The 14444-nt window shown below is 63.7% G+C and carries 14 protein-coding genes and 2 tRNA genes; 11 read left to right on the forward strand and 5 right to left on the reverse strand.

Annotated features, from left to right (window positions below; translation table 11 throughout):
• Positions 1-75: 75 nt before the first annotated feature.
• The 9 genes from tolB to ROZ37_RS18635 all read left to right on the forward strand — a co-directional run bounded on the left by tolB (position 76) and on the right by ROZ37_RS18635 (position 7270).
• Positions 76-1356, forward strand: coding sequence for a Tol-Pal system beta propeller repeat protein TolB (gene tolB, locus ROZ37_RS18595; RefSeq protein WP_312661592.1), 1281 nt, complete (start codon positions 76-78; stop codon positions 1354-1356).
• 35 nt (positions 1357-1391) lie between these two features.
• Entirely contained in the window at positions 1392-1919 is a 528-nt protein-coding gene (gene pal / locus ROZ37_RS18600) for a peptidoglycan-associated lipoprotein Pal (RefSeq protein ID WP_312661593.1), read from the forward strand.
• On the forward strand, positions 1919-2653 hold the full coding sequence (ybgF, locus tag ROZ37_RS18605; protein ID WP_312661595.1) for a tol-pal system protein YbgF: 735 nt from the start codon (positions 1919-1921) through the stop codon (positions 2651-2653). Before pal ends, ybgF begins: the two co-directional genes overlap by 1 nt.
• A gap of 7 nt (positions 2654-2660) precedes the next feature.
• Positions 2661-3326: a 7-carboxy-7-deazaguanine synthase QueE gene (queE, locus tag ROZ37_RS18610; RefSeq protein WP_312661598.1), complete on the forward strand. Its 666-nt coding sequence runs from the start codon at positions 2661-2663 to the stop codon at positions 3324-3326.
• Positions 3327-3380: 54 nt separating this feature from the next.
• Positions 3381-4061, forward strand: a complete 681-nt coding sequence (queC, locus tag ROZ37_RS18615) for a 7-cyano-7-deazaguanine synthase QueC (protein ID WP_312661600.1) — start codon at positions 3381-3383, stop codon at positions 4059-4061.
• A 132-nt stretch (positions 4062-4193) separates the two neighbouring features.
• Positions 4194-5987 (forward strand): ATP-binding protein, encoded by a 1794-nt coding sequence (locus ROZ37_RS18620; RefSeq protein ID WP_312661603.1) that lies wholly within the window; start codon positions 4194-4196, stop codon positions 5985-5987.
• A gap of 18 nt (positions 5988-6005) precedes the next feature.
• Positions 6006-6986, forward strand: a complete 981-nt coding sequence (locus ROZ37_RS18625; protein WP_312661605.1) for a response regulator — start codon at positions 6006-6008, stop codon at positions 6984-6986.
• Between the two features lie 88 nt (positions 6987-7074).
• Positions 7075-7150, forward strand: a tRNA-Lys gene (locus ROZ37_RS18630).
• Between the two features lie 44 nt (positions 7151-7194).
• Positions 7195-7270: transfer RNA gene (locus ROZ37_RS18635), tRNA-Lys, on the forward strand.
• Between the two features lie 543 nt (positions 7271-7813).
• Here the strand turns inward: ROZ37_RS18635 and ROZ37_RS18640 are convergent.
• The gene (locus ROZ37_RS18640) at positions 7814-8011 is read right to left on the reverse strand and encodes a hypothetical protein (protein ID WP_312661606.1); all 198 of its coding nucleotides are present in this window, start codon (positions 8009-8011) and stop codon (positions 7814-7816) included.
• Between the two features lie 116 nt (positions 8012-8127).
• On the reverse strand, positions 8128-8328 hold the full coding sequence (locus ROZ37_RS18645) for a hypothetical protein (RefSeq protein WP_312661608.1): 201 nt from the start codon (positions 8326-8328) through the stop codon (positions 8128-8130).
• A gap of 112 nt (positions 8329-8440) precedes the next feature.
• Between ROZ37_RS18645 and ROZ37_RS18650 the strand changes: the two genes are divergently transcribed.
• The gene (locus ROZ37_RS18650; protein WP_312661609.1) at positions 8441-8773 is read left to right on the forward strand and encodes a hypothetical protein; all 333 of its coding nucleotides are present in this window, start codon (positions 8441-8443) and stop codon (positions 8771-8773) included.
• A gap of 603 nt (positions 8774-9376) precedes the next feature.
• Here ROZ37_RS18650 and ROZ37_RS18655 read toward each other — a convergent pair.
• From ROZ37_RS18655 to ROZ37_RS18665, 3 genes are read right to left on the reverse strand one after another with little or no spacing between them, the layout of a single operon-like run.
• Positions 9377-12499, reverse strand: a complete 3123-nt coding sequence (locus tag ROZ37_RS18655) for a type I restriction endonuclease (protein ID WP_312661610.1) — start codon at positions 12497-12499, stop codon at positions 9377-9379.
• Between the two features lie 12 nt (positions 12500-12511).
• Positions 12512-13402 (reverse strand): GIY-YIG nuclease family protein, encoded by an 891-nt coding sequence (locus tag ROZ37_RS18660; RefSeq protein ID WP_312661611.1) that lies wholly within the window; start codon positions 13400-13402, stop codon positions 12512-12514.
• On the reverse strand, positions 13399-14106 hold the full coding sequence (locus tag ROZ37_RS18665) for a hypothetical protein (protein ID WP_312661612.1): 708 nt from the start codon (positions 14104-14106) through the stop codon (positions 13399-13401). Before ROZ37_RS18665 ends, ROZ37_RS18660 begins: the two co-directional genes overlap by 4 nt.
• Positions 14107-14139: 33 nt before the next feature.
• Here ROZ37_RS18665 and ROZ37_RS18670 point away from each other — a divergent pair, with 33 nt between their 5' ends.
• Positions 14140-14310: a hypothetical protein gene (locus ROZ37_RS18670; RefSeq protein WP_312661613.1), complete on the forward strand. Its 171-nt coding sequence runs from the start codon at positions 14140-14142 to the stop codon at positions 14308-14310.
• The last annotated feature ends 134 nt before the right edge of the window (positions 14311-14444 follow it).

The raw sequence follows: 14444 nt of genomic DNA on the forward strand, positions 1-14444 counted from the left end.
GCGCGCAGAACGCTTTCCTTTCTGCGTCCCGATCCGCTGTTCGCTATAATCGCCGATTAACGGCAATAATAAGCCATGACCAAGCTCCTCTCGAACATCCGCCTGCTGCTCGTCGCTTCGCTCGCCGCGCTTTCCTGCGCGGCCGAGGCGCAACTGTCGATCGAAATCACCGGCACCGGCGCGACGCGCTTTCCGGTCGCGATTCCGATGTTCGAGAACGAAGCCTCGCTTCCACGAGGAGTCACCGACGTGGTCCGCGCGGACCTCGAACGCAGCGGCCTCTTCAGTCTCATCGACATGGGGCTGGTCACGGTGCCGGTCACGACGATGCCCGACCTCGGCGCGATTCGCGGCCGGGGTGCCGACGCCGTCCTCAGCGGCAGCATCTACCCCCAGGCCGACGGCCGCTACGATGTCCGCTTCCGCCTGTTCGACACGCAGAAGCAAGTCGAGCTCGGCGCGCTCGCGCTGCGCATGGCCCCCGCGCAGAACCGCGCGACCGCGCACCGGATCGCCGATTTCGTCTACGAAAAACTCACCGGCCTGCCCGGCTATTTCGCGACGCGGATTGCCTACGTCGTGAAGAGCGGGCCGCGCTACGAGTTGCAGATCGCGGACGCGGACGGCATGAACTCGCAGACGGCGCTCGCCTCGCGCGAACCGATCATCTCGCCCGCATGGGCGCCCGATGGACAGCGCCTCGCGTACGTGTCGTTCGAGGCGAAGAAGCCCGTCGTCTACGTTCATACGCTTGCAACCGGCCAGCGGCAGGTGGTCGCGAATTTCAAGGGTTCGAATTCGGCGCCTGCCTGGTCCCCCGACGGGCAGCGCCTTGCCGTTGTGCTGACGAAGGACGGCCAATCGCAACTTTACGTCCTCAACGCTGACGGCTCGGGCGTACGCCGTCTGGCGTCCTCGCCGGGCATCGACACGGAGCCCGACTGGTCGCCCGACGGCCAGTGGATCTACTTCACCTCGGATCGTGGCGGAAGCCCGCAGATCTACCGGATCTCCTCCGCAGGCGGCGGCGCCGAGCGGGTCACTTTCGACGGCGGTTACAACGTCACGCCACGCCTTTCCCCGGATGGACGGAGTCTCGCGTTCATCACCCGGAACGGCGGGCGCTTTCAGGTGGCGGTCATGGACGTCGCCACCCGTCAGACCACGATCCTCACCGACTCGGCACGCGACGAGTCACCCAGCTTCGCCCCCAACAGCCGCATGATCCTCTACGCTTCCGAAAGCGGAGGCCGAGGGGTTCTTGCAGCCGTCTCGACCGATGGCCGGGTGAAACAGCGTCTATCGGTGCAGGCAGCCGACGTGCGCGAGCCCTCATGGGGCCCGCTCATCCGGTAGCAACACTGCTGTTCGTCCAATTCAGGGAAAATCAAATGAAGAAAATTGTTCTGCCCGCACTGCTGACCGTGCTGCTTGCCGCCTGCAGCAGCACCGGCACCTTCGATCAACCCGGCACGTCGGTCGAAGACCGGTCCAGCACGCCCGGCACCGGCGTACCGACCGTCACCGCGCCGAGCCCGGCCGGCTCCGGCATCGCGGCGCTGACCGACCCGAACAACATCCTGTCGAAGCGCTCGGTGTTCTTCGACTTCGATCAGTTCGTGATCAAGGCCGACGCGCGTCCGCTCGTCGAAGCGCACGCCCGCTTCCTGGTCCAGAATCCGCAGATGAAGATGCTGATCCAGGGCAACACCGACGAACGCGGCAGCCGGGAATACAACCTCGCGCTGGGCCAGAAGCGCGCGGACGCGGTGCGTCAGGCGCTGACGCTGCTGGGTGCGAAGGAGTCGCAGATCGAGTCCGTGAGCCTCGGCGAAGAAAAGCCGCGCTGCAGCGAAAGCAATGAAGCCTGCTTCGCGCAGAACCGCCGCGGCGACATGCTCTACTCGGGCGAGTTTTGATGAAGCGCCTCCTGCCGCTGACACTGCTCCTGGCGCTGTCGTCGGTCGGACCCGCGCAAGCGGGCCTGTTCGGCGACGACGAAGCCCGGCGGGCGATCATCGAGTTGCGCTCGGAGTCGAACAGTCGACTCGAGCGGCTGGAGGCGAGCAGCCGCGGGCAACTCGAACTGGCGAACCAGAACGAGTTGCTCAAGGCCGAGATTTCTAAGCTTCACGGGCAGATCGAAGTCCTGCTCCACGAAATGGAATCGCTGAAACAGCGCCAGCGCGATTTCTATGTCGACCTCGACAATCGCGTCCGGCAGATCGAGAGCAGCCGCACCGCATCGGTGCCGACCACGCCTCCGGCCGACCCCGCCGCCGAATCGGCCGCATACGAGACGGCCTTGAACCTCCTCAAGGAAGCAAAATACAAGGACGCGCTGACCGGTTTCGAACAGTTCATCAACCAGCATCCGCGCAGTTCTCTGCTGCCGGGCGCCCACTTCTGGGCCGGCAACGCCGCGCTGCAGGCCAAGGAAGTCGCGACTGCGAGCAACTATTTCAACGCCGTGCTGACGAACTGGCCGCGCGACCCGGTCGCTCCGGACGCACTGCTCGGACTGGCGAACAGCCAGCAGGCGCTGGGCGACGCGAAGAGCTCGCAGGAGACGCTGAAGAAGATCGTCGAGCGCTTCCCCGAAAGTTCTGCCGCGACCGCGGCCAAGCAGCGGCTCGCGAAGAAGAAGCCCTGAGCGGTTCATGACAACGGCAGCACCGGACCGCAGCCCGAAGCTGCGGATCACTGAAATCTTCTCGTCGCTGCAAGGCGAATCGACGCGCGTCGGGCTCCCCACGGTATTCGTCCGGCTCAGCGGTTGCCCGCTGCGTTGCGTCTGGTGCGATACCAAATACGCGTTCCAGGGCGGCGAAAGCCGCAGCGTCGAGGCAATCGTCGAGGACGTCGCAGCCCGTGGAATCGCCCACGTATGCGTGACCGGCGGCGAGCCGCTCGCGCAAAAGGCCTGCGTACCCTTGCTGAAGGCGCTATGCGACGCGGGATTTTCCGTGTCGCTCGAAACCAGCGGTGCGCTCGACATTTCCGTGGTCGACCCCCGCGTGTCGCGCATCGTCGATCTCAAGGCGCCCGGCTCGGGCGAGGTTGACCGCAACCGCTGGGAGAACCTCCCGCTGCTGAACGAACGCGACGAGATAAAAATCGTCCTCGCGGACGAGGCTGACTACGGCTGGGCAAAGGCGCGCATCAGCGAACACGACCTCGCCCGATGCTGCACCGTGCTGCTGTCACCGGTACAAGGCAAACTGGATCCTGCGCTACTCGCCGACTGGATCGTGCGGGACCGTCTGCCGGTCCGCTTTCAACTCCAATTGCACAAGTTGCTCTGGAGCGATGCGCGCGGGCGCTGAAGCCCGCTGCTTCGCCCACCGCATCCGATTCCCCTGCTCCAGACTTCACCTGCCGTGACCGACTCCCAGCGCGCCATCGTATTGCTCTCCGGCGGACTCGACTCCGCGACCTGTCTCGCCATCGCACGGGACATGGGTTTCGAGTGCTTCGCGCTGTCGATCGCATACGGGCAGCGCCATGCCGCCGAACTGAGCGCATCGAAGCTCGTCGCCCGAACGCTCGGCGCACGGGAGCACCGCCTCGCGCGCGTAAACTTAGATGAATTCGGCGGGTCCGCCCTGACCGACGCGACCATCCCGGTGCCGACCGGCGGCGACGCCGAGGGCATCCCGGTCACTTACGTGCCGGCGCGCAACACCGTGATGCTGTCGATTGCGCTCGCGTGGGCCGAAGTACTCGGCGCACAGAACATCTTCGTCGGCGTCAATGCAGTCGACTACTCGGGCTACCCGGACTGCCGCCCCGAGTTCATTGCGGCATTCGAGAAGATGGCCAACCTCGCGACAAAGGCGGGCGTCGAAGGCTCACACATTACGATCCATGCCCCGCTGATCGATTTGTCAAAGGCGCAGATCATCCGGCGCGGCGTCTCGCTCGGCGTCGACTACGCCCACACCGTCTCGTGCTATCAGGCGGACGATGCGGGCCGCGCCTGCGGCGCCTGCGACGCCTGCCGGCTGCGGCGCGCCGGCTTCGAGGCGGCCGGCGTTCCCGACCCCACCCCCTATCAGTAAAGCCGCCGCACCCGATCGCGCGCGCCGCGGAGCATCCCGCCCGGGTTGATCTATATCAGCCCTGCTCCTCGAAGGGTTTTGTAACATCCGGCAACTTGACGCCGGAATAACAACCTTTTCGGGATTCTTTCGATGCGCTTTCGGCTTGTGCGCCATTTCACGCTGGCCAGCCTTGGCATGTTCTGCCTCGTGGCCCTCACCCTGATCTACTTCGAACAGCAACAGGCAGCCATCCTCCGCCAGGTCCAGGACCAACAAGGCTCCTTTTTCAACGACGTGCAGCAGACGTTCGCGAAACGGCAGGACGAATCCGCGCGCCGCGACCTGCTCGCGATCCATGAATCGGGCAACGTCAACCTCGCGCGCCTGTTCGCAAACGCACTGTGGACCAAGGATTTCGCGCCTTTCGTCGCCCAGGCGCGGACGATCGACGCCGAGCAGTGCCGCAATCTCCCCGACGTCGGGAACGGCGGCAGCATGTCCACGACCGCCCCGAAGAAGGCCTGCTTCGCTAAAATCGGCCAGCGCATCATGGCCCTGCCGGGATTCCGCGAACTCGACGCAAAAGTATACGAGTCGATGCGCAAGAGCACGGTCTTCAAGATCAAGGTCTTCGACCTGCGCGGCATCACCGTCTATTCGTCCGAGCACGCACAGATCGGCGAAGACAAGAGCTCCAACGCGGGCTGGCGCAGCGCAGCGCTCGATGGCACACCGAAAAGCGAATTGACTCATCGCGACACATTCTCAGCGTTCGAAGGCAAGGTCGAGAACCGCGATCTCATTTCGAGCTATCTGCCCGTGCTCGAGCCCGGCTCCTCGCGCGTCGTCGGCGTATTCGAGGTCTACTCGGACGTCACCCCCTTCCTCAACCGGATCGAGCAGACGTCGTCCGAGATCCAGCTCGCGGCAGAGGTCAACCAGCGCAAGGTGGCCGAGGCGGCGCTCGAGAACCAGGCGAAGGTCGACGCGACCTCCGATCGTAAGCTCGGCGCCGTCGCACTACTGCTCGCGCTGCTCTTCGCCGGCCTGCTGCTGATCGTGCGACGCGCCGAAAAGATCATCGGGCGCCAGGAAAAGGAGCGCGAGCATAGCCACCAGCAGCTCGCCCAATCCGAAAAGATGGCCTCGCTCGGGCAGATGGTCGCCGGCGTCGCGCACCAGCTCAACACGCCGCTCGCCTTTTCGCAGAACAACGTGCTGATGGTCCGCGAAGCGCTGGGGGGCATGGATCTGCCCATGAAGGTTGCCGCCCGCATGTCGATGATCCTCAAGGACGTAGAGGGCGACAAGGTCACGCTCAAGGTGTCGCAGCTGAAGGCGAACCTCGACAAGCTCGAGGGCGGCGCTGTCGATATCGCGATGCTGCAGGAAATGCTCGGCGACGTTCTCGACGGCATCGGACAGATGTCCGAGATGGTCGTAAACCTTCGCGATTTCACCCGGCTCGACCGCGCGGCCGTCGCGCACGCGGACCTGAACAAGTCGCTGCACACGGTCGCCTACATCGCGAAGTCCGTAATTCCGAAGAGCATCGAGCTAGTCGAGGAATACGGGGACCTGCCCGCAATCGAATGCAATCCGTCGCAACTCAATCAGGTATTTCTCAACCTGATCAATAACGCAGCACAAGCGATCAACGGCGCCGGACGCATCACCGTTCGGACGATGACGGCCGGGAGCAAGGCGCGGATCGAGGTCGAGGATACGGGACGCGGAATTCCGGAAGACGCGCTGCCGCACATCTTCGAGCTTTACTTCACGACCAAGCCCGCGGGCGAAGGCACCGGACTGGGCCTCGCGATTGCGAAGGACATCGTTGCTCAGCACGGCGGCGAGATCAAGGTCACCACCCGGGCCGGCGGCGGTACGACTTTCATCGTGACGCTGCCCGTGGCGCAGCAGCCGCTGGTAAAAGCGGCGTAGGACGCCCAGGAACACGACATGGCAAGCAACAAGAGCAAGATCCTGTGTGTCGACGACGAGCCCAATATCGTCCGATCGCTGCAATGGCTGCTTCAAAGGGAATTCGAGGTGCACACCGCGAGCAGCGGACAGGACGCCTTGGCCCTCGTGAATCAGCATGACTTCGACGTCGTGATCAGCGACCAGCGCATGCCGGTGATGACCGGAGTCGAAGTTCTTCGCGAAGTGAAGCGCCTGTCGCCGCGCACGATGCGGATCCTTCTGACCGGGTATTCCGACATGCAGGCGATCGTCAAGTCCGTGAATGATAGCGAGGTATTCCGCTTCATCAACAAACCCTGGAACATCGGCGAATTGCCGAAAGTCGTCGCACAGGCGGCCGAGATTGCGAGAAGCCGGCCCGCCGAGTCCGGCGAGGAGGTTACCGAGGAGATGCCCATCGTCGCAAACGGCGGCTGCATCCTCGTCATCGACGACGACCCGGCGATGGCGCAGGCCGTGTCGGAGGTCGTCGGCGAAGCTGCAAAAGTCTCCTACACGCAGAACCTAGCCGACGCCGTCGACATCCTGAACAAGGAGTCGGTCTCCGTCATCGTCGCCGAGACACGTGTCGGATCGATCGACGCGACACGCCTCGTCCGGCTGATGAAGAGCCGCCATCCGCAAATCGTGACCGTCATGCTGACCGACGACGGCGACGCGGATACGGTGACCGCGCTGATCAACCAGGGGCAGATCTATCGCTTCGTGCCCAAGCCGGTTCGCGCCGGTTACCTCAAGCTCGTGATCAACTCGGCATTGCGCAAACACAGCTCGCTGTCGCTCGAACCGGGGCTGAGCGGACGTCACACGGTCGAAGCGACCGCCCCCGGAACGCTCGACTCGTTGATGATCGATGTTCAACACGCGGCAATGCAGTACGAAGCGCGGAACCAAGCGAGAAGAACGGGCTTCATGGCAGCGTTCGGTGCAGGATTTCGCCGCCTGTTCGGCGTGTAGGGCGAAGTGACGGAAATCTGAGAACGATTTTCGACGATTTGTTGACGGGACAATAGACATTACATAGAATCGCAATCCTTCTGCGTTTGGGTCGTTAGCTCAGCTGGTAGAGCAGCGGACTTTTAATCCGTTGGTCGCAGGTTCGAATCCCGCACGGCCTACCAAATTCGCAGGCACGATAAGTCAGGTTCCGCTCGTGCCTGCTCCGGGGGGTATAGCTCAGTTGGTAGAGCAGCTGACTCTTAATCAGTAGGTCCTAGGTTCGAATCCTAGTGCCCCCACCAATAGAATCAAACAGTTAGGCTAGTTCTCGCGGACTGGCCTTTTTGTTTTTTTTCTCGTGTAGCCAGGGTGTAGCCAAATCTTCGCTGCCCCTGTCGACACCGCCGGGCACGCGACGCTCAATCTGTAACGCCGCGCGCGCTTTGTCACTGATTTGCGCGACTTTTGGCACGGCTCATTACTCGTCTCGGGGCGGCGTTTTTCGGCTGGAGCGGTCGCCCCGATGAGCAGGCCGAGGGCGCGCCTTTGGGAACTCAGAGAAGCCGCATGGCCTCGTCCTATTTATAACCGGCAGCGGCGCCGGCTCCCCCTCTTGCCTCGAACTCTAATGGGCGGTCTCGTAGAGGACGGCAAGCAAATCTTTCGCTCGCCCGCGTCGAGCGCGGCTTCGACGGCAGCGGGCTCGCGAAGACGGTCGGGGGACTCGAGATACCGAACCATGTGCGAGGCGGTGCCGCGCCCGCGCTGGCCGCCTTCGCGATCCAGTCGGCGCCGGTCTTCTCGTCTGCGGGCACGCCCTTGCCAGAGATGTAGCAGCGGCTGAGTCAGTCCATCGCCTCAACGTGGTACTGGCGGGCGGCGGCTTCGAGCCACGGCAGCACGGACTCGGCGAGCCCCTGCGCGAGAAACATCAGCGCGAGGTCGCATTGCGCGTCCGGGTCTCCAGCCTCGGCGACGACGACGAGTTCGGCGTCGTCGAGGGGCGAGACGCAGTCGGGACAGCGCGACGCCGGTCCGCTCACCTGCGCCGGTCGAGAGCGCTCGCAGCTGCCCGTCCGCGACCCGCCGCCACAACGTGCGCTTCCTGAGTCCTGTGAGAGACGCGGCGGTATTGAGGGTCCGACGGTCAGGGTGATGCTCATGAGGATCTCGACATGTCGGCTTCGAGTTGCTGCAGCAGACACGTGAGCGCTTTGACGTCAGCGCGCGAGGCGGTGTTGATCGTCGTCAGACGGCCGGCGGCGGCCGCGGCATGGATGACACGGGCGGCGGTCAGGGCGTCGAGCTTCCAGCCCGTAAATCCAGCCGGACGGCCCGAGCCGTCGGCGGAACGGAACATGCCCGGTTGGCATCCCACGCCATGTATCCTTCCCGAACGTCAAAAATTTCGGGGCAAGGACCATGCGTCGGCGTCTAAGCTGGCCGCGCCCCCCCACTCGAAGGAGTGAAGGATGTTCCCGAACCGACCCCGACTCGAACGGATGATCGCCGAAGCGATGCAGGAGCGCGCGCCGATGATGTACGCGCGCCTGACCCGCAGCGGGGAGCTGGACGCGTGGATCACGAGCCGCGCGGAGCAGGCGGAAGCGACGTTCGACGAGGCGTTCAGCCGGATGAGCGACCGGGAAGTGCGCGAAATGAATCAGGCGCTCAAGGACGATCCGGGGATGGGCGCGGCGCGCTATCAGACGATGCGCGAGAACCGGCTCGCCGAGCAGATCCTCGCCGAGACGCTGGAATTTCCGGCGAGCGGCACGACTACCGAGCCCCGGATGGATCGCTGACGCGCGCGGGCTCGTGGTCGGAGACGGCGGCCCGCAACCTCGAGATCCTGCAGCTCGTCAAAAAGCTCGAGCAGGAAAAGCGGTGGGCGACGCCCGACGAGCAGGCGCTCATCGCGCAGTACGTTGGCTTCGGGACGACCGGGCTCGCGAATCCAGATGTCGGATACCGCGGTTCTTCACGCTTAGCGCGTCAGCGCGATCGAGAACACGTCCGCCGTTCGATGTCGCTTTCGGCATGATGCCCTTTCTTGATCGGATCGTTGAATTCCAATCGCCTGAGCCCTCGCTGGCTCACTCACATTCGCGATCGACAGCTGGCAGGGTGATCGTGAGGCACCGATAGTTGCGCCGCAGTTCGTCGCTTCGCCGCCGCTTGCGCATCTTTCGGTAGGAGCGAAAGCCGCAGTAAACGAGAACGGCAAGGGCAAGGGCACCGATAATCCCCGCGATCTGCTCCATAGTCCCCACCCACTTTCTCGGCTCCGGCGAGCAAGCGTCCGGAGCGAACCTTGAATCGACGTGCTGCATCAAATCAAACGATAGCCGGTGCTAAAATGCATAGCGCGGGTTCGCATTGAGGTTCGCACTTCCTCGCGCGCGAACCTACCCCTTGCCGGCTTGCGCCCTGAGCGTTTCATAGAGCTTGCCGGGGCCGAGCAAGATCGACTTGATGTCGGCCCGAATTTTCTCCGACTCCAGCGCCTGTTTGCTCATCGACGTGAAGGCCGACAAGGCGTCCATCACGGCGTCGAGGATGCGGGCGTCGAGGTCGGGCGAATTTCCGAACTGCTCCTTCGTATTGTTCACCGCCTGCTCGATCAGGACTTCGCATTCGAGCAGCTTGCCCTTGATCGCGTTATTCACGTACAGCAGCTTGTCGCCCTCCGTCAGATCGCCGACAAAGAGTTCATTGACCCGCGCGATGATCTCGTCGAGCGCCGCCTTCTCCTTGTCGCGCACCTCGCCGCCGCCCGGCGCCGTCGGTTTCAGCTTGTAGTCACCGTCGCCCGGGTCGCTGAGAACGAGCCGGCGCGCGCCTAGGTTCTTTACCGTGTAATGCGTCAGCGCGAGCGACGACAGATCGACGGTCTCGGTCTCGCGCCCGAAGTCGAGCAGCTTGTGCAGAAGGCGGAAGAAGATCGCCCGCTTTTCGATGTCCGTATTGCCGTAGTTGAAGATCTGCGACAGGAAGCCATACACGCGGAAGTAGGTGCCGATGTCGCGCTTGAATAGGCTCAGCGCGTCGATCTCCTGCTTCGCAGCGCGCGCGGCCTCGCTGCCTTCCTCCGCAGCCCCTAACCGCGTCTGCGCGGCTGCGAAACGCTTCAGCAGGCGGTCGGCGACTGGAACGAGCGCACGATCGAGTTCGGACTGGCTGCGTCCGCGTGTCGCGACTTCGGCCACGCGCTCGACCTCGAAGCCGTCGTAAAAGCCCTGCCCGTCGAGCTTCGCGCGCAGCGTGTAGATCAGCTCGGGATCGCTGACGCCCGCGAGCTCCGCGGTCGTGTGGTACTGCTTGAAGGCCGCGAGGATCTCGTCGGCGTCGTTCACGAAGTCGACCACGTAGGTCGCGTCCTTGCCCGGGAAGGCGCGATTCAGCCGCGACAGGGTCTGCACCGCCTGGATGCCGGCGAGGCGCTTGTCGACGTACATGCCGCACAGCAGCGGCTCGTCGAAGCCGGTCTGGAACTTGTTCGCAACGAGCAGGACCCCGTAATCGCCCGTCTTGAACGCCTCGCGGATGCCGCGCCCCTTCAGGTTCGGGTTCATCAGCGCACCGGTTTCGGTGATCGGGTCCGGGGCGGACTCGGGGTCGATGACCTCGCCCGAGAACGCGACGAGCGTGTTGATCCGATAGCCGTGCTCGACGATGTACTTGCGCATCGCGAGCTGCCAGCGCACGGCCTCCTTGCGGCTCGCGGTCACGACCATCGCCTTGGCCTTGCCGTCGAGGAGCGGCGCGACGTGTTCGCGGAAGTGCTCGACGACGATCTGCACGCGCTGCGCGATGTTGAATTCATGCAGCCGCACCCAGCCCATGATGCCCTTCATCGCGGCGTCGCGATCGACGACCGAGAGCGTGCGGCCCTCATGCGCGAGGTTGAACGCGACCTTGTAGCTCGTGTAGTTCTGCAGCACGTCGAGGATGAAGCCCTCTTCGATCGCCTGACGCATTGAATACACATGGAACGGCCGTGGGAGATTGTCGTCGGCGGGCGGGCGTGTCGGGTCGGGGCGCGTGCCGAAGAGCTGCAGCGTCTTGTCCTTCGGCGTCGCGGTGAAGGCGACGAACGTGATACCGAGCTCCTTGCCCGCCGCCTTTGCCTGCATCTGCGCGGCGAGGATGTCCTCGGTGCTGATCTCGCCGCCGTCGGCGAGCTCCGCGAGTTCCGCCGGCGACAGCACTTGCTTGAGCCGCGCTGCGGTCTCGTTGGTCTGCGACGAATGGGCCTCGTCGGCGATGACCGCGAACCGCTTGCCCTCGGTCGCGGCCAGTTCGCGCACCTTGTCGAGCGCAAACGGGAAGGTCTGCAGCGTGCACACGACGATCTTTTTGCCCGCGGCCAGCGCCTGCGCGAGCTCCTCGCTCTTGCTGCCGCCATCGCCGCGCACGACGGCGACGACGCCGTGCGTGCGCTCGAAGCCGGTGATCGCCTCCTGCAGCTGATCGTCGAGCACCGTGCGGTCGGATACGACGATCACCGCGTTGAATACCTTGCAGTTGTCGTCGTCGTGCAGGTCGGCAAGGAAGTGCGCCGTCCAGGCGATCGAGTTCGTCTTGCCCGAGCCCGCCGAGTGCTGGATCAGGTATTTGTCGCCGGGCCCATCGCGGCGCACCGCGGCGACGATCGCGCGCGTCGCGTCGAGCTGGTGGTAGCGCGGGAAGATCGCGTTCACGAGCTGCCGCGCGTCGTTCTTCGTCGGCACGACGTAGCGGCCGAGGATCTCGAGCCACGAATCCGGCGACCAGACCTCCTTCCATAAATAATCGGTCGCGTAGCCGGCCGGATTCGGGAGGTTGCCCGCGCCGCCATCGTTGCCCTTGTTGAACGGCAGGAAAACGGTGTCGAACCCGGCGAGCTTCGTCGTCGTCCGGACTTCCGAGTTGCTGACGGCGAAATGCACGAGCGCACCCTGCGGGAACGCGAGCAGCGGCTCCACGACGTTCTTGCCCGGCACTTTCGGCGGACGGTCCTTCTTGTACTGATAGACCGCGTTGTCGACCGCCTGCGTGTAGTCGGTCTTGAGCTCTACGGTTGCGACCGGCACGCCGTTGAGGAACAGCACGAGGTCGATGCAGTTTTCGTTGTGCAGCGAGTACCGCAGTTGCCGCACGACGCGCAGCCGGTTGGCCACGTACTTCGTCTGCAGCTCCGGGTTCATCGCGAGCGCGGGCTTGAACTGCGCGATGGCGATCGGCTTCCGCAAGCCGAGCATCTCGAAGCCGTGGCGCAGCACGTGCAGCGTGCCCTGGTCCGCGAGCGTGCGGCGCAGTCGCTCCATCACCGTCTTGCGCGCGTTCGCGCCATGCGTCTTCTCGATCGCAATCCACGCGTCCGGCTGAGTCGCCTGGATCCACCCCACGACATCATCGGGAAACAGCGCCAGCGTGCGGTCGTAGCGCGAAGCGTCGGTCGGGTCGTAGCGCCATCCGCGCTCGGCGAGGTCGGCGCAGATCTCGTCTTCGAGCGCCTTTTCGGTGTGGAGTGAGGTTGTCGATGCCATGGGTCGATTTGCCTAGTCGCCGAAGGTGCCGCTGCCGTTGCCGCGTTTCACGTCGTTCAGGGTCTCGCCTCGGGCATTCTTCCAATCCAGCCAGCCGTTCGACGCGGCCGCGCAAACGACTGCCGAGGCGCCGCTCGGCGACGGAAAAAGCACGTCGTCAGAAAAGACCGTCGCGCCGTTCTCGATCACGATCTTGCCCTGTGCGATGAGCTCGTCGCGACGCTTCGCGAAGGAATGGTTCTCGAAGCCCTTCGCGATCTGGACGCGACCTTTCGAGCCCTTCAGCACGACGAAGCCTTCCGGCGTGTATTCGCCGCGCGCATCGGTGCCGGCGCGTCGGCAGTAGAAAAGCTCCGCGTCGGCAACCGGGCCGGGCAGATTCGCGACAGGCTCGAAGAGCGGGTAGCCGAGCGTCGCCAGCAGCGTGCGGCCGGTATCGAAGATCTCGATGCAGTCGGCCTCGAGCGGCGCGGGTGTGTGCGGTTTCGTGCCGGCGTTGCCGTTCTCGGTCCGGTAGCGGGCGGCCTGCTTTGCGGTCTGGATGCACTGCCATTCCAGAAACAGCCCGTGTGTCTGCGTCAGGGTGTTCGTGCGCGAGATCAGGACCAGGGCGCGCTGCCAGAAATCCTTTTCCTTGTTGTGGGTCGCGAGCCGCTTGCGCAAGTCGCCGGTCTGGCCGATGTAGACTTTCGGATCGGCGCCGTCTTCGCTTTGGCCGAACAGGAAATAGACAGCGACTTGATCGCTCTCCGGCATCTGCAGGAACGCGTCCAGTTGCGGACGCGGCACTTCGATCACCTGCACGATGCGGGTCGTGATTTCGGCGACGCGGATGCTGCGCGGGTCGCCGAGCGGTAGGAAGATTTGGATCGTTTGGGGGCGAAGCGCGCTGCTCGATGTCATGCGGCTTTCGCGTCCAGCGTGGCAGGGGCGCTCATCGAGCCGCGGACGTCGATCTTGCCGGTGACGGCGGCTGAGATCAGGGCTGTGCGCCGCTCCTTGAGCAATTCAATTCCCATGCTGCACTCATCGATGCCGTCATCGAACTCCGCTAATCGCCTCGTCAGCATATCCAACAATGCGGTCTGTTCAACAATCGGTGGCAACACTAATGTGATGTTCGCGATTGTCTCCGTATTCAGCCCCGCGAGAACAGCGCCCCGTCGCGCATAGAGTATTTGCTCCGCGACGTAACCCGCGTTATGTAGCAGCAGCTCCAGAAAACACGGCGAGACTTTATTGACGTTCGCACGGATCCGAATCGTATCTGAGTCTGCGATCCCTGGCCGGTCTAGACCTGCGATGAGCCTTGCATTGCCGAGACTGCCTTTGTGCGTGAGAACCACGTCACCGTCGCCCAGCGAGTAACGTTTGAGCTCGTTGAATCTGTCTTCGCTAACCCAGCGGCTGCCTAGCGTGAAATCGCCTGAGATCGTGTTTTCTTGACCGTAGACCTTGTAACCGGTGTCCTCGTCGTCGAGATCCAAGAGCATTCCACCGAAGGGCCCCATCTGTATTCCATCGCCGTCGAGTACAGCGAATTTCAGTCGTGTCACCTCCCAGTCTGCCGGCACCTCCCCCATCCACGCGACGCCCGAGTCCTTCATCGGCGCCGCCGGATCCAGCCCCTTCGTGACCGCGTGCGAGATCAGCGCCTGGCGCTTTTCCTTCAGCAGCGCGATCAGGTTCTGCTGCTCGGCGACGAGGGCGTCAATCTTTGCGGTTTCGCGGTCGAGAAAGGCGGCGATCGAGACCTGCTCAAGAAGCAGCGGGAATGGTGCGATCTCGTTGAAGTAGCGATCCTGGTCTAGCAGGGTGTTGATTTACGATAAATCCTAGTATTGGCGGGTATTTCAGGGCTGATATAATTCCATTCGAATCAACAAATCAATAATCTCGATGCGTGGCACCGACCACAAACAGAACGCTCTGTTCAGTTACGTCA

Origin of the sequence: Aromatoleum sp., assembly GCF_032027225.1 — a bacterium.
Taxonomy (GTDB): domain Bacteria; phylum Pseudomonadota; class Gammaproteobacteria; order Burkholderiales; family Rhodocyclaceae; genus Aromatoleum.

Bases quoted from the DNA above. Each gene is read 5' to 3' on its own strand.
- tolB (WP_312661592.1), top strand. From the start codon at position 76: ATGACCAAGCTCCTCTCGAACATCCGCCTGCTGCTCGTCGCTTCGCTC.
- pal (WP_312661593.1), top strand. From the start codon at position 1,392: ATGAAGAAAATTGTTCTGCCCGCACTGCTGACCGTGCTGCTTGCCGCC.
- ybgF (WP_312661595.1), top strand. From the start codon at position 1,919: ATGAAGCGCCTCCTGCCGCTGACACTGCTCCTGGCGCTGTCGTCGGTC.
- queE (WP_312661598.1), top strand. From the start codon at position 2,661: ATGACAACGGCAGCACCGGACCGCAGCCCGAAGCTGCGGATCACTGAA.
- ROZ37_RS18620 (WP_312661603.1), top strand. From the start codon at position 4,194: ATGCGCTTTCGGCTTGTGCGCCATTTCACGCTGGCCAGCCTTGGCATG.
- ROZ37_RS18625 (WP_312661605.1), top strand. From the start codon at position 6,006: ATGGCAAGCAACAAGAGCAAGATCCTGTGTGTCGACGACGAGCCCAAT.
- ROZ37_RS18645 (WP_312661608.1), bottom strand. From the start codon at position 8,328: ATGTTCCGTTCCGCCGACGGCTCGGGCCGTCCGGCTGGATTTACGGGC.
- ROZ37_RS18650 (WP_312661609.1), top strand. From the start codon at position 8,441: ATGTTCCCGAACCGACCCCGACTCGAACGGATGATCGCCGAAGCGATG.
- ROZ37_RS18655 (WP_312661610.1), bottom strand. From the start codon at position 12,499: ATGGCATCGACAACCTCACTCCACACCGAAAAGGCGCTCGAAGACGAG.
- ROZ37_RS18660 (WP_312661611.1), bottom strand. From the start codon at position 13,402: ATGACATCGAGCAGCGCGCTTCGCCCCCAAACGATCCAAATCTTCCTA.
- ROZ37_RS18665 (WP_312661612.1), bottom strand. From the start codon at position 14,106: ATGAAGGACTCGGGCGTCGCGTGGATGGGGGAGGTGCCGGCAGACTGG.